The following is a 23,882-nucleotide window of genomic DNA, read 5'->3' on the forward strand; positions in this document are numbered from 1 at the left end:
TAGGAATTGTCCTTGTAGGTCTTATTTTATTTTCTCTATATTATAAATTTAAAAAAAAATAAGTATATTCAGCTGATTTTTGGTTCATGTAAGGGATAATAAAATTATTATTTTTTCTTAAATATTAAATTAAAAATTAATTTTCATTAATCTAATCTTGCCCCATCTTTGTTAAGTATTTCTCTTACGTTTTCTCCTTTTACATCTCTTAATAAAATGTTTTCGTTTATTGAAATTGAGGCTGCGTGCCCAACAGCATGACCATAGCTAAAACATTGTGCGGTAACTCTTGCTGATGCAACCGCCTCATGCTCGGCTGATAAACATCTTCCTGCTGCAATGATACCTTCTCCTTTTTGAGGAATGAAACAATTTAGTGGAACTTCGTAAACATCATCCAACAACCATTCAACTTTTGGTTTATTTCCAGAATGAAGCTCAATTGGCCAAGGTGATCTTGCGATACCATCTTTAAATTTTTTCCCATTAACAACATCTGTATTTTTAAGTTTGTAAACTCCGTCAATTTGTCTTGATTGCCTTATACCGACCTGTGTGCCTGTATCAGTTACAAAAGATTCTTCACAACCTTTTAAATTTTCTTTAAAAAATTTTGCATATTCGCGAATTTGTTTCCTACCTTGAGTTTCAGCTTCAGTGAAATCTTTATAGAATAGCGAATTTAATTCTCTGCCATCCTCACCAATTATTCTTGTACAATTACATAAAAGTTCATTTGGTTTTGTTGTTGGGAATAACCAAATTTTGGCTCTAGGGAGTTTATATTTGTTATCTTTATTCATTTTGATAATTAAATCCGTTACTTCTTGAGGCATTATTGAATTTAATCCATATATTTTTTTAAATCTTTCAATATCCACACCTGATATTTTAAAAATCATAGTTGGGTTTTGTACTTTACCTTTATCACCAATGAAATTAGGAAGTCCTGCCATAGCAATTACATCTGCATCACCAGAAGCATCAATTGTAATTTTGCTTTTTATATTAAAAGTACCTTGTTTGCTCCAAACTTGTACACCTTCAACTTTGTTATTTCCTTCTACTAGAGCTTTTGTAACTATTGCATGGTATATAGTTGTAATATTTTTATCTTGTAAAAAATAATCTGCAGTATCTTTCCAAACTAAAGGATCATGAACTCTGGTAAAAGTTTTCCCATAAGCTACTGGCTCTGTCAAACCACCTTTTTTTTCCAAAACTTCCGAAAATTTATCAGCAAAACCAAACACAGCTTGACTAGGTGTATTTTTTATCTTGTCAGAGGCCTCATACATACCACAAATTGTACCAGACAAACCAGCAACAGCACCACCTCCACAAAAACCATATTTTTCAATTAAAACAACTTTTAAATTTTGTTTTGAAATTGTATTTGCAGCAGCTACACCAGCTGCTCCACCTCCAACAACAACAACATCTGTTGAAATATCTTCTACAATTCTTTTATCAACAATTTCCATTTGTTATATATTGTTAATAGAATCTTTCGTGAAATTTTCTATATAATCCATTAACTTATCAGACTTTGATTGAGCTAATTTTTCATTACCCTGAGATATTGCGTCACAAACTGCAGAATGTAATTTAGCCATTACTATTAAATCTTCTATTTCACCCTTGTTTCTATAAAACCAAAACCTTCGTGATAAACTTGCTACTAACTTTATTGATCTTCTCACAAATTCATTACCACATGATAAAGATAATAAATCATTCATTTGCCTATCTAGTTTTATAAATTTAACAGTATCATTTTGCCTACATTTTTTCATAGCAGTAGATATTTCTTTAAACTGTTTTTTTTCATTTATGGTTGAATTTTTAGCTGCTAGTTTTGCCATTAGGCGTTCAATTTCTCTTCTAACTTGAACTAAGCTTAGTTGTTCGTTAATATTTATTTCTGTTATAAGTAGACCTTTTCTAGGTAAAACTTTAATTAAACCCTCGCCAGCTAACTTTTGAATAGCCTCTCTTATTGGCGTCCTTCCACATTTAAGATTTTTTTCTAAAAAATTTTCAGTGATGAATGATCCTGGTTGATATTCCAGTTTAACAATTTTTTCTTCTATAATTGAGTATGTTTTTTCAGCTAATGTTTTAGACATTTTTAAATCTAATTTTAATTATTGACAATAACAATAAAAATAACTTAGTTTATGATATATCACAAATATATTTATGTCTGAAAAAAAGAAAAGATTAATTCAAGAGATAATAGACTCAAAACATTCAGGAGAAAAAATGGTTTATTCCTCTGTTCCCGATTATACTTCTGCGAGTTGGGCTGAAGCAGCAGGTGTAGATGTTTGTGTAGTAGGAGATTCACTTGCAATGGTAGCACATGGGCACAAAAGTACTATTCCAGCGACTATGGATATGATGGTAATGCATGCTTTAGCTGTAAGAAAAGGTGCGCCCAATACATTTGTTTTAGGTTGTATGCCATACCAGAGCTATAACACTGTAGATAACGCATTAAAAAATGCTACTAGATTTATGCAGGAAGCAGATTGTGATGCCGTGAAACCTCAAGGAGGAAAATCACAAGCACATATTTTAAAATCATTAGTAGACTCTGGAATACCGACTGCATCTCACATTGGTTTAACACCACACACAATTGCGATGTTTGGAGGATTTAAACTTCAAGGAAAAACTGCAGAAGGTGCAATGAAAATTCTTGAAGATGCTTTTGCAATTCAAGACGCTGGTTGTTTTATGTTAGAATTTGAAGCTGTACCTGCTAAAATAGCAAAAGTTATTTCAGAACAGTTGGATATACCTACTATTGGTATAGGCGCAGGGAGTGGAACAGATGGTCAGATCCTATTGTCTTATGATCTATTAGGTGTGTTTACAGATTTTAAACCTAAATTTACCAAACGATACGCTAACTTAACTGAAGTAGCAGTAAACGGTCTTAAGAAATATGTTCAGGAAGTTAAAAATGGATCATTTCCCGACGAAGAGCATTCTTACTCTGTTTCTGATAAAGAATACGAAACATTTCTATCATTAGTAGAAAAAAGAAAACAAAATTAATTATTCATAGTATATCTGAGATATATCACTGATTGACTTTAATTTGTTAATTGTGCATACTTTTATTATTAACTAACTAAATGGAGGGTAATTATGATTAATAAAATTAAAAAATTATTTTTATTAATTGCAACTTTTTCATTAGTACTCACTTCTCATTCAATTGCGGCTGATAAACATAAATTTAAGATGGCCGCTAGTTGGGGTGGTGGACCTTTAATGGAAATTGGTGCAAAAGCGTTTGCAACTAACGTAGATAAAATGTCTAATGGAAGAATTCAAATTGAAGTTTTTCCAGCTGGTACTCTTGGACCTGGTTTGAAAGTTTCAGAAACTGTAAAAAATGGTGTTGCCGATATGGGTCATACATGGATGGGTTATGACTGGGGTAAAGATAAGACCACAGTTTTATTTGGTGGCTACGCAGGATCAAGCGATACTGAAAAAATGTTACACTGGTTATACAGAGGCGGTGGAGTAGAAATGCAAGCTGAATTCAGAGATCAAAAGTTTGGCCTAATTTCAATGCCGCTATTCGTTAGAACTGCGGAAGTATTTCTTCACTCTAGAAAACCAGTAAAAAGTTTAGATGATTTAAATGGTTTAAAGCTTAGAACGGCTGGAGCGTGGCTAGAAATCTCTAAAGGTATGGGAGCTTCACCAGTTACTATGCCTGGAGGTGAGGTTTATACTGCTCTTGAAAGAGGAACAATTGATGCAACAGAGTGGGGAACACTTTGGGAAAATATTACACCAGGTTTTGATAAAGTTACTAAATATGTGATCATACCAGGCGTGCATCAACCAACAGCACCTTTTGAATTGGTAATAAATAAAAAGGCTTGGGGTAAATTATCTGATGCTGATAAGCAACTAATAAAAGATGCCGCATTTATAACTACAATGGATTCTTGGTTAACTATTGGAGATGAAGATGCAAAAGCTCTTGAATATTTCAAAAGTAAAGGGAATGAAATCATTGAGCTAGATGCAGAAGTTCAATACGCAGGTAGAGAAGCTGGTTTAAAATGGGCCGAAGGTGTAGCTAAAGAAAATGCTTACTTTAAGAAAGTTTTGGATCACCAAAATGAGTATTTTTCTAGATGGAAGGACTCTGGAAAGTACAGAAACGTAAAAGTAAGATAATATAAAATAGATAATCTCACCCTAAATTTTTAGGGTGAGATATTGCAGAGAATTTTTTTGAATAAACTCATAAGATACATAGAAATTATAACTTGTTTTCCTGGCTATATTGCTTCAGGTCTGATTATTCCTTTGATAGTAGCAACTTGTTATGAGGTATTTGCAAGATACGTTTTAAATAATCCTACAATTTGGGCATATGAATTTGGTTACTTGCTAATGGGTTTTCATTTTTTGTTAGGTGGAGCTTTAACATTAAAAAAACAAGAACATATTCGAATAGATATTTTTTATAATAGATTGTCAGATAAAAAAAAATCAATCATTGATTTGATATTCTATATTGTTTTTATACTTCCTTGTTTGAGTGTTTTGTCATTTAAACTTTATCAACATACTCAATATTCTTTTTTAAGTGGTGAAAGCACTGGTCATTCTGCTTGGAATCCACCAATTTGGCCAATGCACTTCATTATGTTTTTAAGTTTTTTTATTTTGTTTTTACAATCTTTCGCAGAGTGTTTTAAGTCAATTTTAATTTTAAAGGGTAGAAATAAAAAATGATTTCATTGTGGATGTTTCCTGCATTATTTGCTTTAATCTTTTTTGGTTTTCCAGTTGCCCTATCGCTAATAAGCATAGCTTTTGCATTTGGTTTAATAACATTTGGTGATGCTGTGTTTTATCAATTTATCTCTAAAATTGAGGGAATAGCATCTAATTTTATTTTAGCAGCAGTGCCTTTATTTGTATTTATGGGATCAATGCTCGAAAGATCTGGAATTGCTCAACAACTATTTAGCGCAATTCACATGTGGACAAAAAGATTACCTGGTGGTCTTGCAATTGGAACAGTTATTATGTGTATAATTTTTGCAGCATCTACTGGAGTGATAGGTGCCACTGAAACTGTTGTTGGTTTGTTAGCTATCCCTGCAATGTTAAAACATAAATACTCACATTCATTAATTTCAGGTACTATTTGTGCTGGAGGATCATTAGGGACTATTATACCGCCATCAGTGGTTGTTGTCGTGTTAGGACCTATAGCAGATGTTTCTATAGGAGACTTAATGGTTGGAATGATCTTTCCTGGATTAATTTTAGCAGCACTTTATATAACTTATATTTTAATTCTTTGTATAGTTAGACCTGAAAATGGACCGACTATTACAGAAGAAGATGAAATAGACAGACTAAGTTTTAATGAAAAAATATTGATAACTATTAAAGCTTTAGTCCCTCCAATTTTAATGATTATTGCAGTTTTAGGATCTATTATGCTTGGCTTTGCAGCACCAACTGAAGCGGCTGCATTAGGAGCTGCTGGCTCTTTAATTCTTACAATTTTTTATAAAAAATTTACTCTTAAAACTTTTAAAGATGCCTTAATTAAAACTATCACTGTTACATCAATGATTATGTTTATCTTAATGGCTGGAAGTTTGTTCACTGGTGTTTTTGCAGCATCAGGTGGAATGTCAATTATGAAAGAATTTGTTAACACACTAAACTTGTCACCTTGGATATTATTGTTTGCATTTTTAGGTATAATATTTATTGCAGGTTTTTTTCTTGAATGGATTTCAATTCTTTTAATTTTTATACCAATATTTGCACCTATAGTAACAGATATTGGATTTAATCCAGTTTGGTTCTGTGTTTTAGTTTTAATAATGATTCAGACAAGCTATCTAACTCCACCTATGGCACCAGCAATTTTTTATCTAAGAGGAGTCTCACCCCCAGAAATGAAGCTTAATACAATGTATAAAGGAGTAATACCTTTCGTAGGGATCCAAATAGTTGCTTTAGCAATTGTCATGATTTTTCCAGATTTAGTTACCTGGTTACCTGACAAATTATTAGGATTTGAAAACCAATAAATTAATGAATAAAATAATATAGATGAAAAAAGAAGATATTTTAAAATCAAAACCTAAGTTTATAACTCAAGAGCAAAGGTTAGAGTTTTTTGAGGATGGCGGTATTAACGTTGAAAATGTTCTTAATGATGAATGGATTCTAAAATGTAAAAAAGCTGTGAATGATTTCATAAATGAAAGTAAAAGCTTAAGTAAATCTAATGCAATATACGACATTCAACCTGATCATACAAAAGAAAGTCCAAAACTAAGAAGAGTATCTAGTCCATGTGATTATAATGATGACTTGTGGAAATTATTGACCGATGGTCCTATTGGCGATGTTGCTGAAGATATTTTAGGACCTGTAGTCAGATTTTATCAATCTAAGTTAAACTTTAAAAACCCCAAAGGCGGCACAGAAGTTAAATGGCATCAAGATAAGCCTTATTTTCCTCATACAAATGACTCTGTTATTACAATTGGTGTTTATCTTGAAGATTGTACTGAAGCTCAAGGCCCATTAGAAATTATAAAAGGATCTCATAAAAAAAATATTATTGATCATTATGATGAAGGTAAATGGTTAGGTAATATATCTGAAAAAAATTTAGCTGAAGTTAATTTAGAAAATAAAAAAATACTAAAAGGAAAAGCAGGATCAATAACAATCCACAGTTACAGAACCGTTCATGGATCAAAACCTAACAACTCAGAGTTGTCAAGGCCCCTAATGCTCTACGTTTTAAGTTCAGGAGATTCTGTACCGTTTACTCCTCAACCATTAAAATCTAAATATGAACAAGCTATAGTTAGGGGAATATATGATAATAAAATTAAGTGTGATTCTGGTGAATTTATTATTCCACCTAATTGGTCAAATGGCTATTCATCAATTTTTGCTATACAGCAAAAAGAAAGAGGTAATTGACAAAAATTAGCAAGTTGTGATATATTACAGATATATTAACAAATTTTAAAAGGAACATAATGAGTGCAGAAAATTTAGAATTAAAAAATGGAAATTTTAACAGAGGTCAAAAAGAATTTAGAGATGTATATAGATCAAATTTAAAAGGTTTTTATAACGGTTATGTGCATGTGCTATTAGTTTACGCAATTGGTGCTTTAGCACTTTATTATTTTATTTCACATTTAAATAATATCCAATGGTGGGAATGGTTAATTGTACCGGTAACATTAATTGGTGCAAATATTTTTGAATGGTGGATACACAAATTTGTAATGCATAAACCTCAAAACTTTCCAGGTGCTAGAGCAATTTATTCCAGACATACTTTGCAGCATCACCAGTTCTTTACTGAGGAAGAAATGAGGTTTGCAGGTGCTCATGACTGGAGAGTGACCGTATTTCCTCCTTATGCTTTAGCAATATTCATCACATTATTGTCTGCACCAGGTGTGATAGTATTATCTTATTTGATTTCTCCTAATGTTGGATGGTTGTTCATTTGTTCAACTACCTCATTTTATCTTCTTTATGAATTTATGCATTTTTGCTGCCATGTAGAAGATAATTGGTTTGTAAGAAACTTTCCTTTTATCAATACAATCAGAAGACATCATGCAGCTCATCACAATAAGGGTATAATGATGGGCCTTAACATGAACTTGACATTTCCATTTGCTGACTGGCTTTTTGGTACTTCAGATTTAAATAGAGGATTGTTTGGTACTTTTTTTAATGGATATAATACAAAACATATAAAGGAAGAAGTATTAGCTGATAAACAAAATCAAAAATAATATTTAATGCCAATTAAGATCAAAATTTTTTTGACTTCTTATGTGGTGCTTGTTGCAATAGGTGTAATTTTATTTGAGAATTTTCTTGGTGATAAATCATTAATCCTATCTATTGCAGCACTTGCTCCACTTATGATAATTGGAATATGGATATTTCCTGAAGTTGTTACTAAAAAAACTACTGCAGGTTATGATGAAAATTTAGAAAATTAGAAATTTTTTTTAATATTTTTTTTATAATTTTAAAAAAAAGTTGCTTTAAATTATTATGTTTTAATCGTTTAAGGTTAGTGATATTTTTTAAATATTTCTCTTTTTTTGTTTTTTTTTATTACCAACTAATCAATAAGACTTCAAAATAATTTCTGTGGTCTTATTGAATTTGCACACTAGTTAATTTTTTTTATTAAAACACATTTACAATTCATGATTTATTTAACAATATTTTTTTACAATTAAATCCGCAACGATTACATTGATATCTTATCAAGTGTTTATTGAGTGATTTTTATTGATTATTAAATTGTCGCGTTCTACATATGTTCAGTTTTTTAATTTTTTTTTTGTGTTAGAAAATAAGTTCATAGTAAATACTATGCGGCCTTAAATAATGCCTAATAGGTGAGCCTTTCAAATTTAAATTATTAATCTTCATAGAGGGAACTCTATGACTAAAATTTATAAGGAGCACTTATGCCAACAAGTAAGAAGAAAATATTAGCTAACAGAAGAAATTCTAAAAAATCTACAGGACCTGTTAGCAATGAAGGAAAATTAAAGTCTAGCTTAAACTCTATTAAACATGGACTTTATGGTAGTAAAATTGCTGTTATCGGTGAAAATGTTGATGACATTAACGATATCATTGATCGCTTAAGTAAAGAGTTAAAGCCTATAGGTATTCAGCAAGAACTTATAGTCTCTAAAATGATTGATATTGCTATAAGATCTAAAAGAATACCTTTCATTGAAGCAGGAATTTTAAATCATGAAATGCAAGAGTATGAGGCTGATAAATATAAAGAGCCAATAGCAGAAATTGTTGAAGGAGGAGACAAAACCATGATGTTATCTTCTAATATTATTGTTAGAAAATCAGGACTTTCTTTTGCAAGAGACTGTCATGACGGCAGCGCTATTTTAAAATTAAATACTATAGAAGACAGACTTCTTTCTAAATATTTTAAACTTTATGAGAAGTTGAAAGAACTTCAAAGAAAGAAAGGAGGCAGATAATGAAGAAAGTAAAGTACGCCTCTAGATATAAAAAATCTAATTCTCGTAAAAGAAAATTTGGTGAAACGAAGCCAAACTTTAATCAAATGGTTAAAGATGCCTGCAAAAGATATGAGACATTAGACAAAAAAGAAGTTCGTGAAACGAAGCCAAATTTAGATTTAAAATATAAAATTAAACTTAAGGAAATTAAAAAAGAAAAAGTTAAATCTGATCATGAAAAAGAAATAGATAAATATATAAAGAAAAGAAATCTTGAAAGGGCAGAGGAGATTAAAAAGATCAGAGAAGAACATAATAAACCAAAAATTACTTTTATTGAGCCTATTAGAAAAGATCCTTTGAGAGGTATGAGATTTATTACTAATTTTGAGCCTATTAATAGAGGACGATTAGGTCATTCTAAGTCTTTTTTAAAAGATGTTCAAAAGCCCAAGACTTACTACTGGTAATGAGGGGTTGTGATTAATTTGATATTAACTTAAAATATATAAATATGCTTAGTTATTTAGTTCCATTTTTAATTCTTATTTTAGTTGTTGTATTCATCCATGAATATGGACACTATTATTTTGCAAGAAAATATGGAGTTGGGGTCACTGATTTTTCTATTGGTTTTGGTAAAGAATTATTTGGTTGGAATGATAAACATGGAACTAGATGGAAAGTATGCGCAATACCATTAGGTGGATACGTTAAATTTTTTGGAGATCGTAATGTGTATTCACAAGCTGATCATGAAGAAATTTTAGAAAAATATAATGAAGAAGAGAGAGATAAATTATTTATTTTAAAACCTTTATATCAAAGAGTTTTAATTGTATTCGGTGGTCCTTTGGCAAACTTTTTATTAGCTTTAGCAATCTTCTTTTGTATTTATACTTTTGTTGGAAAAGATTTTACTCCTGCTGTAATTAGCGAAGTTCAAAAAGATAGCCCTGCAATGGTTGGAGGCTTAAAAAACCAAGACATTATTTTAGAAATTGATGGCAATGAAGTTAAAAGCATCATGGAAGTCTCTAAATACATCACAATGTCAACATCAGACTTGATAGATTTTAAAGTTAAGCGTTCTTATGAAGAATTAATTTTAAAAGTAAAACCAAATATTGTTGAAGGTGAAGATGGCTTAGGAAATAAAATTAATAAAAGAATGGTTGGTATAAAATTAAGTGCTTACAATGATAAAATTAATCATGTTAAATTAGGACCAGCACAAGCATTGTACCATGCAGCAAATGAAGTTTATTTCGTAAGCGTTTCCTCATTAAAATACATTGGTGGAATGATCATGGGGAAAGCAGATACCTCGCAACTGGGTGGCCCTATTAGGATTGCAAAAATATCAGGGCAAGTAGCAACTTTTGGGGTGTTAGCTTTTATTAGTATGATGGCTTATATTTCAATAAGTTTAGGCTTAATTAACCTGTTTCCGATACCAATGTTAGATGGTGGACACTTAATGTTTTATGCATTTGAGAAGGTTTTGGGAAGACCTTTGTCTCAAAAAACACAAGAAGGATTTTTTCGAATCGGATTGTTTTTGTTGCTATCATTGATGTTTTTCACCACCTTTAATGACCTAAAAGACCTTGGTTTATTTAGATAATTTAAATTTATAAACTGTTAAAAAGATCAATAAAATCAACGTTTATTTAATTTTTAACAATATATTGTGTATTCATTTAATAAAGACACTAAAAAAAAGCTTGATTTATCAATGTTTATGACAAGTATCAATATTAACCAACAAAACCGGAGCTAAAATGAACAAAAAACAACTAGTAGCAAAGCTTTCTGGCTCATTAAACTTGAGCAAAGCAGACGCTGAGCGAACTTTTGATACAATTACCAACACTATTTTAGATGCACTAAAAGGTGATGATTCAGTGAAAATCGCTGGATTTGGTACTTACAAAGTAGCTAAAAGAAAAGCTAGAGTTGGAAGAAATCCTAGAACTGGTGAGCAGATTCAAATCGCTGCTTCTCAGAAGGTAAAATTCTTACCAGCAAAAGCTTTAAAAGAAGTATTCAATAGATAATATTTTTTTAACAGCCCTAAACGATTGAAAAAAAACGTTTAGGGCTGTTACTATATGCAAAAACTGCATACCCAATTTTCTTAATCAGCGTTAGTTTTTAATTTTTTTAAATTTATAAACCATCACTTTAACAAGTGGAGGTCTTATGACTAAAATAATAAAGAGAATATCTGCACCATTACTAAGTTTAGTATTTTTACTAAGTATGAGTAGTGCAGGTATGGCAGAGACAACTGTTTCTGCTGAAGTGGGGTTTATATTTAACACTCTACTATTTTTAATTTGTGGTTTCCTTGTCATGTTCATGGCAGCAGGTTTTGCAATGTTAGAATCTGGAATGGTAACTTCAAGAAGTGTTTCAGTAATTTGTGCAAAGAATATTGGTTTGTATGCAATTGCTGGAATTATGTTTTGGCTAGTTGGTTACAACTTAGCTTATGGTATTCCAGAAGGCGGATACATTGGATCGTTTACACCATGGTCAGATGCAAGTGCAATTGACACTGGTTATTCAGATGGTTCAGACTGGTTCTTCCAAATGGTATTCTGTGCAACAACAGTTTCAATTTGCTCAGGTGCTATGGCTGAAAGAATCAAGTTATGGCCGTTCTTCTTATTTGCAGCTATCTTAGCTGGAATTATTTATCCAATCGTTATGGGTTGGCAGTGGGGTGGAGGCTGGTTAGCAGAAATCGGCTTCTCTGATTTCGCTGGTTCAACTTTAGTACACTCAACTGGTGGTGCAGCTGCTTTAGCTGGTATCATGTTGTTAGGTGCTAGAAGTGGAAGATTTGACAGTAAAGGTCAACCAAAAGCGTTACAACCTTTTGCTGCATCTTCAATTCCATTAGTAACAATAGGTGTATTTATCCTATGGTTAGGTTGGTTTGGATTTAACGGTGGTTCACAATTAGCATTAGGTACTTTTGATGATGCAGTTGCGATCTCATCAATCTTTATCAATACAAACCTTGCAGCTTGTGGTGGAGTAATGGCCGCTGGTATCATTACAAGATTAATGTACGGTAAAACAGATGTTATTCAAATGTTAAACGGAGCAATTGGTGGTCTAGTAGCAATCACTGCAGAACCATTAGCACCATCTCCATTTGCAGCAATTTTAATAGGAGCTGTTGGTGGATTAATCGTAGTGTTTGGAACTAAATTATTATTTAGCTTTAAACTTGATGATGTTGTAGGTGCAATCCCAGCTCACTTATTTGCTGGAATTTGGGGAACACTTGCAGTGCCATTAACAAACGCTGATGCATCGTTCAGTGCACAATTAATTGGTGTACTTTCAATTAACATTTTTGTGTTTGCTGTGTCTTACATCGTATGGTCAATAATGAAAGGTACGTTTGGAATCAGATTAAGTAAAGAAGCTGAAACTAAAGGTACAGACGTTACTGAAACAGGTGTGATTGCTTACGCAATACGTGACTAATTGCATGCAATATAGAGGCTCTTCGATCTCCATGTCGTTATCTCATTGAAGAGCCTCTAAACAAAGAATTAACTTATATCTCTCTCTAGTTAGTTAATAACCAAAGGCCCCAGAAATGGGGCCTTTTTTTTACACATATGCTTATTTCTCATAACTCTTTTGACCTATCAGCAGTACTTAAAATTTTAATGTTTATTAAAACGACATGATCAAAAAAAGGAGAGATAATGATTAATCATTTAAAAAAAATATCATTAAGCTTATTAATATTTTTAAGCTTTAATAATTTAGCTTCAGCAGAAACAACAATGTCAGCTGAAGGACAATATATTTTCAATTCATTAGGATTTTATCTTGGTGGTGTTTTAGTTGCATTCATGGCAGCAGGTTTTTGTATGCTTGAAAGTGGACTGGTGACAACTAAAAGTGTTTCAACAATTGCAGCAAAAAATATTGGTAAGTTTGCAATTTGTTCATTAATATTTTTTTTCTGTGGTTACAATTTAGCTTACGGAATTCCTGAAGGAGGGTTTATCGGATCATTCTCAATGTGGAGTGATGCTTCTGAACTTTCAACAGGTTATTCAGATTATTCTGATTGGTTTTTCCAAACAATGTTTGTATGTGCAACTGCATCAATAGTATCTGGTGCTGTAGCAGAAAGAATTAAAATTTGGCCATTTTTTATTTTTGCAGCGATCATGGCCGGCATCATTTATCCTATTTCAATGGGTTGGCAGTGGGGCGGAGGTTGGTTAGCAACTTCAGGCTTCTCTGATTTTGCTGGTTCAACTTTAGTTCATGCATGTGGTGGAGCAGCTGCTTTAGCGGGTGTAATATTATTAGGTGCAAGAGAAGGAAGATTTAATAAAAAAGGTGAAACAAAATCTTTAGTACCTTTTGCAGCATCTTCAATACCGCTTGTTACATTAGGAACTTTTTTATTGTGGTTTGGTTGGTTTGGATTTAATGGTTTTAGTCAACTTGCAATGGGAACGTTCGATGATGTAAATGCAATTAGTAAAATTGCAGTCAACACTCATTTAGCAGGAGCTGCCGGTACTGTTACTGCTGCAGTCGTTACAAGATTATTAGGTGGTAAAACTGATATTGTAATGATGCTTAACGGAGCATTAGCAGGTTTGGTTGCAATTACAGCAGAACCTTTAACTCCAAGTCCAGTACTTGCAATTGCTATTGGAGCTGTTGGATCAATCATCATGTACTTTGGTACAAAATTTTTAGAAAGTAAAAAAATTGATGATGTTGTAGGTGCAATTCCTGTTCATTTATTTGCTGGAATTTTTGGAACTTTAGTGGTGCCATTAAGTAATTCAGATACAAATTTTGGAACTCAGTTAACAGGTGTAATAGCGGTATGTGCTTTTAGTTTCATACTTTCTTACATCACGTTTAAAGTTCTAAAACAAACAATTGGTCTTAGAATTAGTTCTCAAGCTGAAAAACTTGGAACTGATGTTGCTGAAGTTGGTGTTAAAGCTTACGCAATAAGAGACTAAAATATCTCTATATATATAACAATTAAAGGCTCCTTAGAAATAAGGGGCCTTTTTTTATTTTGAAATATCTTTTAATGTTTCTAGGACTTCTTTGGCGTGATCTTTTACTTTAACGTTTTCCCAGATTTTTAGAATTTTACCTTTTTTATCAATTAAAAAAGTAGTTCTATTAATCCCCATAAATTCACGGCCCATAAATTTTTTCTTACCCCAGACCTTGTATTTTTTTAATACTTTAATCTCTTCATCTGCAAGTAGATCAAATTTAATTTTGTATTTATCTCTGAATTTATCATGGCTTTTTAAGCTATCTTTTGAAATTCCGTATACTTCACAGTCAAGCTTTTTAAATTTGGCTAATAATTTATTGAAATCATTAGTTTCAATTGTGCATCCAGGTGTGTCATCTTTTGGATAAAAATACAAAACTACATATTTTCCAAGTGAGTCTTTTAAAGAATATTTATCTTTTGAAGTTGATGGAATAACAAAACTAGGTGCTTTAGAATTTATTTTTAACATAATACTCTAGCTATATAGTCCTTTTTTGATATTTTAAAATAAAATTATTAAATTTTATGAGTGATATAAAAACTATAAATGCTGATGAAGCTTATCAAATGGTTAAAGAAAACAAATGCAATCTAATTGATATTAGAGAATTAAATGAATTAGAAATTACAGGAAAAGTTGAAGGAGCTAACCATATACCTATGGGAAATTTAGAAGTTCTTCTTGATCCTAATAGTGATGTTTATAAAAATGGTCAAATTGATAAAGATAAAGAAGTGGTTTTGTTTTGTGCTGGAGGAATCAGATCTGAAATGTCGGTAAAATCTTTAACTGAAAAAGGTTTTAAAAACATCTCTCACATTGACGGTGGTTTTGGATCTATTAGCAATAGTGGTTTTAAAATAGTCTAAATATTTTTAATTTCATCTAAAGCGTATTCTAGACGGTCTTGACCCCAAAAAATTTTATTATTTATTATAAAAGTTGGAGCTCCAAAAATCTCTTTTTCAAAAGCTTCTTGTGTTAATTGTTTTAATTTATCTTTAATGTTTTGGTTACTAATCGAATTAAAAAAATCGTTCTCATCAATTTTTAATTTTTTTAATAGTATTTTAATATTTTCTTCTTTGGACAAATCTTGATCTTCATTCCAATAAGCTTCAAAAAAACTATTTAAGTATTCTTCTTTTTTATTATCCTCAATACAAAGATAGCCTCTCATTATACTTAAAGAGTTTATTGGAAATCTAGAATTCCACTTGAAATTAATGTTGTTTTTTTTTGCAACAAGCTCACAATCATTTTGCATATTTTTCATTTTATATTTGTTAAATGCAGGAGCAGTAATACCTGCTAAGTTGTGAAGACCACCTAACAATATTGGCTTTAATTTAAAATCAACATTGTTAATTTTTAAAATTTTTTTATATGCGATGTAAGCGTAAGGACTGATGATATCAAAATAAAAATCTATATGATTACTCATATAGATTTAATTTTTTGGCGTAAAATATTCTAATTATCCAATAAATAAACAAACCAATAGGACCAATTAAGTATGTAATTATTAAAGGAACTGACATTAATACTTTATTTACATAGTATTTTTGAGAGTCTTTAACTATCCATCCACCAACAAATAAATTTATAGCTACAAAATGAGTCCAGAAAAGAGTTAGGTATAGATTATCTTCAAACAGTCGAGATAACTCAACTAAACCAAGATATAAACTAAAATTAGCATCGAAGTCATAACCAACGGTGAAAGATCTGTACAAAATATAAATATAAACCCCACTTAATAATAGAAATGGAAATATAGTAGTTACTACATATCTGCTCAAGTGAGACTGGGGAAATACAATTAAGATGAACCAAAAAGGTATAACTCCTAAATTGATCCACATATAAAGCACATCAATTGTGAAATAGTTATAAATTTGTTCGATCATGTTTATATTATATAAAATCTAACAATGATTCCTATAAGAAATAAGAGAAAAACACTTCAAGTTACTGTTGATGAAATGAGGAATTTTGCGTTTGCTTATGTTGAAAAATATGCACCTTCAAAACAACAGCTTAAAACATATTTATTAAAAAAATATATGAAACTTTCTGCAACAGATTCTAGAAAAAAAGATGTAAATAAATTAATTGATATTGTTCTATCTGATCTAGAAAAAAATAAATTTATTAATGATCAATTTTATTCAGAAAGTAAAGCTAAGAGCATGATCCAAAGAGGAAATTCCATAAATAAAATTAGAAATTATTTAATGGGCAAAGGAATTGATAATGGTTTTATTAAAGATACAGTTGAGAAAATAGAAGAAGATAATTCTGATCAGGATTTCTTTTCAGCAATAAAATTATGTAAGAAAAAGAGAATAGGACCAGCAAGAGCAGAGGATAACAGAACTTTGTTTTATAAAAAAGATATTTCTTTACTTGCAAGAAACGGATTTGATTTTGAAACATCAAAAAAAGTAATGGATATTGATAAAAATGAATATGAAAAGATAATTAAATTACTTTAATTTTCTTTTTTTCTCTTCATCAACAAGATGATTTATTTTGTTTCTAATATAATTTTTAACAAAAACAAAAACTAGTAATCCAAAAATTGATACAGATACTATTATAATTAAAATAATTCTTAATTGCTCATCCATTAAATTATATTTTTACTTTTTAAAATTAAACTTGGATTTTTTAAATCTTTCTTACCATATAAAATATCATTCCCATTAAAGTCTCTAACAGATCCCCCTGCATTTTCTAAAATTGCATGTCCTGCTGCAATATCCCATTCGTAAGCTCTAGGCTCAGCAACATAACCATCAAATTCACATGCAGCAACAACACAAAATTTTAAAGAACTTTTCATTCTAGTATGTTCCTTAACACCTAATTCATCATAAATTTTTTGTATCTCAGGTTTAATTTTATTGCTGTAAGAAATGAAATTAAGTGGCTCTGTTTTTTTAGACTTTAACTCAGAAAGGTTTATTGTTTTTTCATTAGCAAACTCAAAAGATTTGCCTTTCCCATATGAATAAAACATTCTTTTTTTAGCAGGAGCATTTATTAAGCCCGCAACAGGTTTATTGTTAATAATTAAACCTGCATTAATAGTAAATTCCTCTAAATTGTTTATGTAATCATACGTTCCATCTATAGGATCCACCAACCAAAAATCTTTCAATTTAGAGTTATCTTTATTTTCAGAAGTTTCCTCCGAAATAATTGGAATGTCAGGTGTTACTTTTGATATTTGAGAAGAAATAAAATTATTTACTTCAATATCACCATTGCTTACTGGTGTATTATCAGATTTAATTTCTTTGCTTAATCCTTTTTCTCTAAGCTGAAGAGATAAATCTCCTGCTGATAAAAAAGCATCAACTAAATTTTCAATAATTTTTTGTAAGTCCATTTTTTATTTACCAATTTTTTTTAATTCTATATTTTTTGCGTTTATTACTTTTTTACCTGCATTTTCAAAATTGACAGTAACCTTATCTTTTATGATTGATTGTACTTGTCCAATACCCCAGTCTTTATTCTCAGGATTAGTGACTTTGTCACCTGGTTCATAATCTAAAATCATTTAATTTAACTTATATTGTAAATCAGTATAAATACCACCTAATGAATAAAGAATTAAACTCTATCGGAATTGACAAAAAACCTGAAGATACAACAGTCGTTGTTGCAATGTCTGGTGGGGTAGACTCGTCAACTGTAGCAGGAATTATGAAAAGCGAAGGTTATAAAGTTATAGGAATAACTCTTAAACTTTATGATGATGGAAAAGAAGTAGCGCAATCTAAACAGTGTTGTTCAGGTCAAGATATAATGGATGCAAAACGTGTTGCTCATAAATTAGGTATTGAGCATAAAATTTTATACTATCAAGATAAATTCAAACAAGGAGTAATAGATAACTTTGTTGATAGTTATTTAAAAGGTGAAACTCCAATTCCATGTGTTCAATGTAATCAAACAGTAAAGTTTAAAGATTTATTTGAAGTATCAAAAGATCTTAAAGCAGATGCATTAGTTACAGGACATTATGTAAAAAATATTACATCAAATAACACCAATAATATGTACAGAGCAATTGATGAAAATAGAGATCAAAGTTATTTTTTATTTAACACAACAAGAGATCAGCTAGATTATTTAAGATTTCCATTAGGTGGAATGTTAAAAGATAAAACAAGAGAAATTGCTAAAGAGCTAGATTTAAATGTAGCTGATAAACCAGATAGTCAGGATATTTGTTTTGTGCCTAATGGAGATTATGCATCAGTAATTAGAAAATTTAGACCAGACTCTTTTCAAAAAGGGAACATTAAAAATTTAGATGGAAAAGTAATTGGTGTTCATGATGGTATTATTAATTTTACAATTGGACAAAGAAAAGGAATTAAGGTTTCAGATAAAGAAGCTTTATATGTTTTAAAAATAAATTCAGATAAAAATGAAATTATAGTAGGGCCTAAAGAAAACCTTGGAAAAAAAGAAATATCTTTAAAAGATTTAAATTTATTAACTGATGAAAAAGATCTTGATCAAAATATATTTGTAAAGGTTAGATCAACAGGTAGTCTTCTTGAGGCAAAAGTAGATTTAAAAGATAATAATACTGCAAATGTTCATCTATTAAATCCTGAGGATGGAATATCTCCAGGACAGGCATGCGTATTCTATAGCAAAGACCAATATGGTCATAGAGTTCTTGGCGGTGGTTGGATTAAAGAATAAAAGAATTATTTCTTCTTATTTTTTCTTTTTGCTCTTCTCTTTTTGGAGCCTTGTTTTCTTCGACCCCTATGTTTCTTCGGATAACTCATTTAGTCCTATTTATTAATTTATTGACGTTTTTTACGGGATATAGCATTGTCTTTTAAACATATCAAATTTTATTATGAGTAATTCTTTTAAAACATTTTTAAAACATACAGCGAAAGACTTTCATAATCAGTCAGTTAATCCACCAATTGTACGTGCATCAACGATTATATTCAAATCGATGCAAGATATTAGAAAAACACAAGACAAGGCAAAAAAAAACCCAACAGGTGGACATTTTGATTATGGAAGACAAGGAACTTCTACAACTCATATTTTGCAGCAAATTTTATCTAAACTTGAAGAGAGTTATTTTACTTTTTTAACACCTACTGGATTTGGAGCAGTATTCCTTGCAATCTTCAGTGTTACAAGACCTGGTGATGAAATTATTGCAGCTGATCCAGTTTACAGTCCAACAAGACTTTTGACACAAGATTTTTTAAAAGAATTTAATATCAAAACAACTTTTTATGATCCACACGATCTTAAGACATTAGAAAAAGCAATCACCACAAAAACTAAATTAATTTTTGTAGAAAACCCAGGAAGTAACACTTTTGATTTTCAAGATTTAGGGAAGATTGTCTCCATCGCAAAAAAACATAAAATTTTAACAGCAATTGATAATACATGGGGAACTCCATATTTTTTAAAACCTATTAAACTCGGTTTTGATATGGCAATTGTTTCAGCAACAAAATATTACTCAGGTCATTCTGATGTAATGGGTGGAAGTTTAGCGGTTAATAAAAAGGTATTTCCAAAAGTAAAAGCAACTGAAAGAGTTACAGGTTTAAGATTAGGACCTGATGATGCTTATTTAATTACAAGAGGATTAAGAACCTTAGATGTAAGATTAGATAGACATAGAGAAAATGCAAAAAAAGTAGCAGAATTTTTATCTAAATTTAAAAATATAAAATTATTGTATCCATACAAAAAAGACTCTTACAATTTTAGAATGTGGAAAAAATATTATTCAGGTGCTTCAGGTTTAATGGGTTTAAGAATTAAAGCCAAAAGTGAAAAGGCAGTTGTTAAATTTGTAAATAATTTAAAATTATTTGGACACGGTTACAGTTGGGGAGGGTTTGAAAGTTTAGCATTGCATCAAAATGTTAGAGAACAAGGAAATAGAAGCTATCTTAAATTAGCTAAAAACGAGTACATAGTTAGACTGCATATTGGTTTAGAGGATCCAGCAGATCTTATAGCTGATATAAAACAAGCTCTCAAAAGTCTTAAATGAGCTCAGAAAATTTTACTATAAGTAAAAAAGCTTTAATTACTCTAATAGCTGCATCGATAGTAGTAATAATTTCTTTAGGTATAAGACAGACTTTTGGTTTGTTTTATTTTGATTTCAATACTGACTTAGATATTTCTATTTCTCATTTTGGATTTGCTATGGGATTGCAGTTATTACTCTGGGGAGTATTTAGTCCATTATTTGGTGTAATTACTGATAAGTATGGAGGAGCAGTTGCAATATTTATTGGTTTTGTTTTTTATTTAGTTGGAGTTTTATTTTTTTATTCTGGATTTAATACTGGAAGTTACTTTACTTTAACTATAGGAGTAATGATAGGAATTGGGTTAGGTTCTACGGCAATAGGTATTCCTGTATCAGTTGTAGCTAAGCATTTTCCAGCATCTAATAGAACTATTGCAACAGGTATAGTTACATGTGCAGGTTCTTTTGGATATTTTGTTTCACCTTTACTTGTAAGATATTCTTTAGTTGAAACAGGTTGGGAAAATACTCTTTTATACTTTTCTCTTCTTTTAGGAATTGGCTTGGTAATATCTTTATTTGTTAGCACTCCAAAAATACCAGTTGGTGTTAATAAAGATAACAATCAAACTGCAAGAGAAGCTTTAAAAGAAGCATTTGCAAATAAAAGTTTTATCTATCTTACTTTAGGTTTTTTTGTTTGCGGTTGGCATATTGCTTTAGTAGCAACACATATTCCAACTTATATGGCAGACAAAGGTTTGCCTGACTGGACACCAGCAATGGTGCTAGCTTTAATTGGTGTATTTAATATGGCTGGTACGATTACGAGTGGCTATTTAGCAACAAGGTATAGTAAGAAAAAAATATTAAGTGCAATTTACCTATTAAGAGGAGTTTCAATTATTTATTTTATTTTTTTACCACCAAGTATATTTAATTCTGTCGTCTTTGGAGTTACTTTTGGATTTTTATGGCTATCTACAGTTCCTCCAACAAATGGAATTGTGGCCCATATATTTGGCACAAAATACGTTGGACTTTTATATGGAATAGTTTTCGTAAGCCATCAAATTGGTTCTTTCTTAGGAGCATATCTAGGTGGTGTATTTTATGAATTAAATGGAAATTTTGACTATGCATGGTACGGATCTATCGCATTATCATTATTTGCAGGTCTGATACACTTACCTATAGTAGAGAAAGCAATTGAAAGAACACAGCCAGCATAAACTTAAATTCAACCCTTACTTAGAGGATCTGTATCAATCAGATAAGCCTTTAATAATTTATAAAGTAGATGGTGGATACAATATTTATACTGATTTTTCTAAAAAGATCATTTTAACAAAAAAAAATATATATAAATTTCTTAATTCCATCGAGAAAAAAAAGTTTAAAAAAGAAACAGATTTATATCTTGGTTTTTTTGGTTATGAAATTTTATGTAATTTAATTGGTATTAAATTAAAAAATAAAAAAAGAATAAATTTTTATAAAGGAATTTTTTATAAACCCGAGACAATAATTAAAATTAGAAAGGATATTAAAGTTATATCTAATATCAAAAAACACACCTTCAATTATCAATTTAATAAAACTCAAATACTAAGTCCTTTCAAGATTAATATTTCTTATGCAAAATATAGAAAAATATTTGAATTATTTTCAAAAAAAATAAGACAAGGAGAGACTTATCAAATTAAAATTTGCACAAAATATAAGAATAAATCTTTAATCAATCCTGTTAATTTTTTTTGGAAATTAATGCGAGTTAATTCTTCACCAGAGTCATTTATGATTAAAGATAAGGATTACTCTATAGTAAGTTGTTCTCCTGAAACATTAATAGATAAGAAAAAAAATAAAATAATTACCAAACCAATAGCTGGTACCTTTAAGAAAAAATTATTATCAAATAAAAGTATAGCTCTTAGGTATTTTAAAAATAATGAGAAAGAAACCAAAGAACACAACATGATAGTTGATATGGAAAGAAGTGATTTATCCAAAATTTGCAAACCTGGAAGTGTAAAAATACTTAAAAAAAAATATGTCGAGGAATATAAGCATCTTTTTCATTATGTGACTTCAATTGGTGGAATATTAAATAAAAATACTAAATTGATTGATATTATTAAAGCAATGATGCCAGGTGGATCTGTAATTGGTTGTCCTAAAATTAGGACTTTAGAACTTTTAAATAATCAAGAAAAAGAAAGTAGAAATATTTTTACTGGGAGTTTTGGATTTATTAAATTTAATCAAGACATGAAGTTTAATATTATAATCAGATCTATATTAAATTATAAAAATCAATCAGAGATTTCAGCTGCGTCTGGAGTAGTGCTAGATAGCTCTCCAAAAAAAGAATTTAACGAAAATTATATTAAAGCAAAATCTTTATTGGAGTTATTTAAATGATTTACATAATTGATCATCAAGACTCTTTCACATGGAATGTTGTTCATCAATTTGCAAAATTTGATAAAGTAATTTGCTCAAACTATTATGAAGTAAATGATAGATTACTTGATAGAAGTGATGTGATTGTTTTATCACCAGGACCCGGATCACCAATGGATTATCCCACTACCTCAAAAATCTATAAAAAATATAAAGGAAAGAAAAAAATTATTGGTATTTGTCTTGGATATCAAATGATTTTACATAATGAGGGTGGCAAAATAATACAACAGAAAAAAATTTACCATGGTTTTCAATCTAAAATAAAAACAAATAATCAAAGTAAAATTTTTAAACATAATCAACAGTTTAAAGTAGGAAGATATCATTCATTAAAATTAATGGAGCCATTTAAATCAAATTCTATTAAAATAACTATGAGATGTAGTAAAACAAAAATACCAATGGGCCTTGAGGATAATCAAAACAAAATATACGGATTTCAATTTCATCCAGAATCTTTTTTAACAGAAAATGGTAACACTCTTATTAAAAAAATCTTATCAGCTAAGCAATCTTAAAGAAGTTGCATTTAAAGATCTTTGGGGATCCAGAGGTGTATTTACAACAATGCGTATGGTTGGAAAACCTCCCAAGTTAATATTGTTAAAACCACATATTGAAAACTTAATTAAATCTACAAAAAAATATGCAATTAGAAAAAAAAACTTAAAGAATATTATTTTAGATCTAATTAAAAAAAATACACTTTACAAAGGTCCTGATAATTTATTTAGAATTGCTTTAAATAAAAAACTAATATCTGTATCTATAAGAAAAAGACCAAAAATTAAAAAAAATTTTAGTCTTTTATTATTTAAATATAAAAGAGTTGAGCCAAATTATAAAAATCTTTATTACAAAAAAATTTTAGCAAAACTTAGTAAGGTCGACTCTTCTAAATTTGATATTGCTTTAGTTGCAAACAATAAAATATTAGAAACAGGCACTTCAAATTTAGTCTTTGTTAAAAATGGAAAAATATTTTCTCCAAAAAAAAATTGTTATTTTGGAAATACACTTAAGTTTATAAGTAAAAAAGTTAAAATTAATTTTAAAGATATATCAATTAAAGAAATTAATGATTATGAAGAAATAATTCTTATTGGATCAGGAAAGGTAGTTATGTCAGTGTCAAAAATAGATGAATTAAAATGGAAAAGTCGAAATAATGTTTCCTTTAATAAACTTAGAAAAATATATAATACTCTAATTTAA

29 protein-coding genes are annotated in these 23,882 nt (G+C 29.9%); 21 read left to right on the top strand and 8 right to left on the bottom strand.

The features are described 5' to 3' along the window. Positions 1 to 146 precede the first annotated feature (146 nt). A complete protein-coding gene (locus ACTTA5_RS05855) occupies positions 147 to 1,484 on the bottom strand; it encodes an FAD-dependent oxidoreductase (RefSeq protein WP_440648625.1) in 1,338 nt (445 codons plus the stop codon). A 3-nt stretch (positions 1,485 to 1,487) separates the two neighbouring features. Then, positions 1,488 to 2,129, bottom strand: a complete 642-nt coding sequence (locus ACTTA5_RS05860) for a GntR family transcriptional regulator (RefSeq protein WP_440648627.1) — start codon at positions 2,127 to 2,129, stop codon at positions 1,488 to 1,490. Positions 2,130 to 2,202: 73 nt separating this feature from the next. Here ACTTA5_RS05860 and panB point away from each other — a divergent pair, with 73 nt between their 5' ends. The 13 genes from panB to ACTTA5_RS05925 all read left to right on the top strand — a co-directional run bounded on the left by panB (position 2,203) and on the right by ACTTA5_RS05925 (position 14,089). Then, entirely contained in the window at positions 2,203 to 3,066 is an 864-nt protein-coding gene (gene panB, locus ACTTA5_RS05865; RefSeq protein WP_440648629.1) for a 3-methyl-2-oxobutanoate hydroxymethyltransferase, read from the top strand. 93 nt (positions 3,067 to 3,159) lie between these two features. Next, complete coding sequence (gene dctP / locus ACTTA5_RS05870) at positions 3,160 to 4,212, top strand: TRAP transporter substrate-binding protein DctP (RefSeq protein WP_440648631.1); 1,053 nt, start codon at positions 3,160 to 3,162, stop codon at positions 4,210 to 4,212. A 57-nt stretch (positions 4,213 to 4,269) separates the two neighbouring features. Beyond that, positions 4,270 to 4,776 carry a TRAP transporter small permease subunit gene (locus tag ACTTA5_RS05875; RefSeq protein WP_440648633.1) on the top strand — a complete coding sequence of 169 codons (507 nt, stop codon included), beginning with the start codon at positions 4,270 to 4,272 and terminating at the stop codon, positions 4,774 to 4,776. Next, a complete protein-coding gene (locus ACTTA5_RS05880; protein WP_440648635.1) occupies positions 4,773 to 6,098 on the top strand; it encodes a TRAP transporter large permease in 1,326 nt (441 codons plus the stop codon). The genes ACTTA5_RS05875 and ACTTA5_RS05880 overlap by 4 nt, the downstream gene beginning before the upstream one ends. A 22-nt stretch (positions 6,099 to 6,120) precedes the next feature. Further along, a complete protein-coding gene (locus tag ACTTA5_RS05885) occupies positions 6,121 to 7,008 on the top strand; it encodes a phytanoyl-CoA dioxygenase family protein (RefSeq protein WP_440648637.1) in 888 nt (295 codons plus the stop codon). 59 nt (positions 7,009 to 7,067) lie between these two features. Next, a complete protein-coding gene (locus tag ACTTA5_RS05890; RefSeq protein ID WP_440648639.1) occupies positions 7,068 to 7,844 on the top strand; it encodes a sterol desaturase family protein in 777 nt (258 codons plus the stop codon). A gap of 6 nt (positions 7,845 to 7,850) precedes the next feature. Next, the gene (locus tag ACTTA5_RS05895; protein ID WP_440648641.1) at positions 7,851 to 8,057 is read left to right on the top strand and encodes a hypothetical protein; all 207 of its coding nucleotides are present in this window, start codon (positions 7,851 to 7,853) and stop codon (positions 8,055 to 8,057) included. 480 nt (positions 8,058 to 8,537) lie between these two features. Further along, positions 8,538 to 9,080, top strand: coding sequence for a hypothetical protein (locus ACTTA5_RS05900; protein ID WP_440648643.1), 543 nt, complete (start codon positions 8,538 to 8,540; stop codon positions 9,078 to 9,080). Next, complete coding sequence (locus tag ACTTA5_RS05905; RefSeq protein ID WP_440648645.1) at positions 9,080 to 9,532, top strand: hypothetical protein; 453 nt, start codon at positions 9,080 to 9,082, stop codon at positions 9,530 to 9,532. The genes ACTTA5_RS05900 and ACTTA5_RS05905 overlap by 1 nt, the downstream gene beginning before the upstream one ends. A gap of 44 nt (positions 9,533 to 9,576) precedes the next feature. Beyond that, a complete protein-coding gene (gene rseP / locus ACTTA5_RS05910) occupies positions 9,577 to 10,689 on the top strand; it encodes an RIP metalloprotease RseP (protein WP_440648647.1) in 1,113 nt (370 codons plus the stop codon). A gap of 157 nt (positions 10,690 to 10,846) precedes the next feature. Further along, positions 10,847 to 11,122 (top strand): HU family DNA-binding protein, encoded by a 276-nt coding sequence (locus ACTTA5_RS05915; protein WP_075506581.1) that lies wholly within the window; start codon positions 10,847 to 10,849, stop codon positions 11,120 to 11,122. Positions 11,123 to 11,267: 145 nt separating this feature from the next. Further along, positions 11,268 to 12,569, top strand: a complete 1,302-nt coding sequence (locus ACTTA5_RS05920; RefSeq protein ID WP_440648649.1) for an ammonium transporter — start codon at positions 11,268 to 11,270, stop codon at positions 12,567 to 12,569. A gap of 227 nt (positions 12,570 to 12,796) precedes the next feature. Further along, the gene (locus ACTTA5_RS05925; protein WP_440648651.1) at positions 12,797 to 14,089 is read left to right on the top strand and encodes an ammonium transporter; all 1,293 of its coding nucleotides are present in this window, start codon (positions 12,797 to 12,799) and stop codon (positions 14,087 to 14,089) included. Positions 14,090 to 14,143: 54 nt separating this feature from the next. Here ACTTA5_RS05925 and bcp read toward each other — a convergent pair whose 3' ends face one another. Next, the gene (bcp, locus tag ACTTA5_RS05930; protein WP_440648653.1) at positions 14,144 to 14,611 is read right to left on the bottom strand and encodes a thioredoxin-dependent thiol peroxidase; all 468 of its coding nucleotides are present in this window, start codon (positions 14,609 to 14,611) and stop codon (positions 14,144 to 14,146) included. Between the two features lie 56 nt (positions 14,612 to 14,667). Between bcp and ACTTA5_RS05935 the strand changes: the two genes are divergently transcribed. Then, on the top strand, positions 14,668 to 15,012 hold the full coding sequence (locus ACTTA5_RS05935) for a rhodanese-like domain-containing protein (RefSeq protein ID WP_440648655.1): 345 nt from the start codon (positions 14,668 to 14,670) through the stop codon (positions 15,010 to 15,012). Here ACTTA5_RS05935 and ACTTA5_RS05940 read toward each other — a convergent pair. After that, positions 15,009 to 15,587 (bottom strand): 2-hydroxychromene-2-carboxylate isomerase, encoded by a 579-nt coding sequence (locus tag ACTTA5_RS05940; protein ID WP_440648657.1) that lies wholly within the window; start codon positions 15,585 to 15,587, stop codon positions 15,009 to 15,011. The genes ACTTA5_RS05935 and ACTTA5_RS05940 overlap by 4 nt on opposite strands. Beyond that, a complete protein-coding gene (locus ACTTA5_RS05945; RefSeq protein WP_440648659.1) occupies positions 15,580 to 16,053 on the bottom strand; it encodes an ABA4-like family protein in 474 nt (157 codons plus the stop codon). The genes ACTTA5_RS05940 and ACTTA5_RS05945 overlap by 8 nt, the downstream gene beginning before the upstream one ends. 24 nt (positions 16,054 to 16,077) lie before the next feature. Between ACTTA5_RS05945 and ACTTA5_RS05950 the strand changes: the two genes are divergently transcribed. Next, positions 16,078 to 16,641: a regulatory protein RecX gene (locus ACTTA5_RS05950; protein WP_440648661.1), complete on the top strand. Its 564-nt coding sequence runs from the start codon at positions 16,078 to 16,080 to the stop codon at positions 16,639 to 16,641. Here ACTTA5_RS05950 and ACTTA5_RS05955 read toward each other — a convergent pair. From ACTTA5_RS05955 to ACTTA5_RS05965, 3 genes are read right to left on the bottom strand one after another with little or no spacing between them, the layout of a single operon-like run. Next, a complete protein-coding gene (locus tag ACTTA5_RS05955; RefSeq protein ID WP_179850440.1) occupies positions 16,633 to 16,776 on the bottom strand; it encodes a hypothetical protein in 144 nt (47 codons plus the stop codon). The two genes, ACTTA5_RS05950 and ACTTA5_RS05955, sit on opposite strands and share 9 nt — an antisense overlap. Further along, positions 16,776 to 17,540, bottom strand: a complete 765-nt coding sequence (locus ACTTA5_RS05960) for a 3'(2'),5'-bisphosphate nucleotidase CysQ family protein (protein ID WP_440648663.1) — start codon at positions 17,538 to 17,540, stop codon at positions 16,776 to 16,778. Before ACTTA5_RS05960 ends, ACTTA5_RS05955 begins: the two co-directional genes overlap by 1 nt. A 3-nt stretch (positions 17,541 to 17,543) precedes the next feature. Then, positions 17,544 to 17,714 carry a DUF3553 domain-containing protein gene (locus ACTTA5_RS05965; RefSeq protein ID WP_075506600.1) on the bottom strand — a complete coding sequence of 57 codons (171 nt, stop codon included), beginning with the start codon at positions 17,712 to 17,714 and terminating at the stop codon, positions 17,544 to 17,546. 41 nt (positions 17,715 to 17,755) lie between these two features. Here ACTTA5_RS05965 and mnmA point away from each other — a divergent pair, with 41 nt between their 5' ends. From mnmA to ACTTA5_RS05995, 6 genes are all read left to right on the top strand, one after another. Next, the gene (gene mnmA, locus ACTTA5_RS05970; protein WP_440648665.1) at positions 17,756 to 18,874 is read left to right on the top strand and encodes a tRNA 2-thiouridine(34) synthase MnmA; all 1,119 of its coding nucleotides are present in this window, start codon (positions 17,756 to 17,758) and stop codon (positions 18,872 to 18,874) included. 163 nt (positions 18,875 to 19,037) lie between these two features. Further along, positions 19,038 to 20,213 carry a trans-sulfuration enzyme family protein gene (locus ACTTA5_RS05975; RefSeq protein WP_440648667.1) on the top strand — a complete coding sequence of 392 codons (1,176 nt, stop codon included), beginning with the start codon at positions 19,038 to 19,040 and terminating at the stop codon, positions 20,211 to 20,213. Further along, complete coding sequence (locus ACTTA5_RS05980; protein ID WP_440648669.1) at positions 20,210 to 21,430, top strand: MFS transporter; 1,221 nt, start codon at positions 20,210 to 20,212, stop codon at positions 21,428 to 21,430. Before ACTTA5_RS05975 ends, ACTTA5_RS05980 begins: the two co-directional genes overlap by 4 nt. Beyond that, complete coding sequence (locus ACTTA5_RS05985; protein ID WP_440648671.1) at positions 21,408 to 22,622, top strand: chorismate-binding protein; 1,215 nt, start codon at positions 21,408 to 21,410, stop codon at positions 22,620 to 22,622. Before ACTTA5_RS05980 ends, ACTTA5_RS05985 begins: the two co-directional genes overlap by 23 nt. Further along, complete coding sequence (locus ACTTA5_RS05990) at positions 22,619 to 23,185, top strand: aminodeoxychorismate/anthranilate synthase component II (protein WP_440648673.1); 567 nt, start codon at positions 22,619 to 22,621, stop codon at positions 23,183 to 23,185. The genes ACTTA5_RS05985 and ACTTA5_RS05990 overlap by 4 nt, the downstream gene beginning before the upstream one ends. Next, positions 23,139 to 23,882 carry an aminotransferase class IV gene (locus ACTTA5_RS05995; protein WP_440648675.1) on the top strand — a complete coding sequence of 248 codons (744 nt, stop codon included), beginning with the start codon at positions 23,139 to 23,141 and terminating at the stop codon, positions 23,880 to 23,882. The genes ACTTA5_RS05990 and ACTTA5_RS05995 overlap by 47 nt, the downstream gene beginning before the upstream one ends.

It is taken from the genome of Candidatus Pelagibacter sp. HIMB1521 (assembly GCF_052047875.1).
GTDB lineage: Bacteria > Pseudomonadota > Alphaproteobacteria > Pelagibacterales > Pelagibacteraceae > Pelagibacter.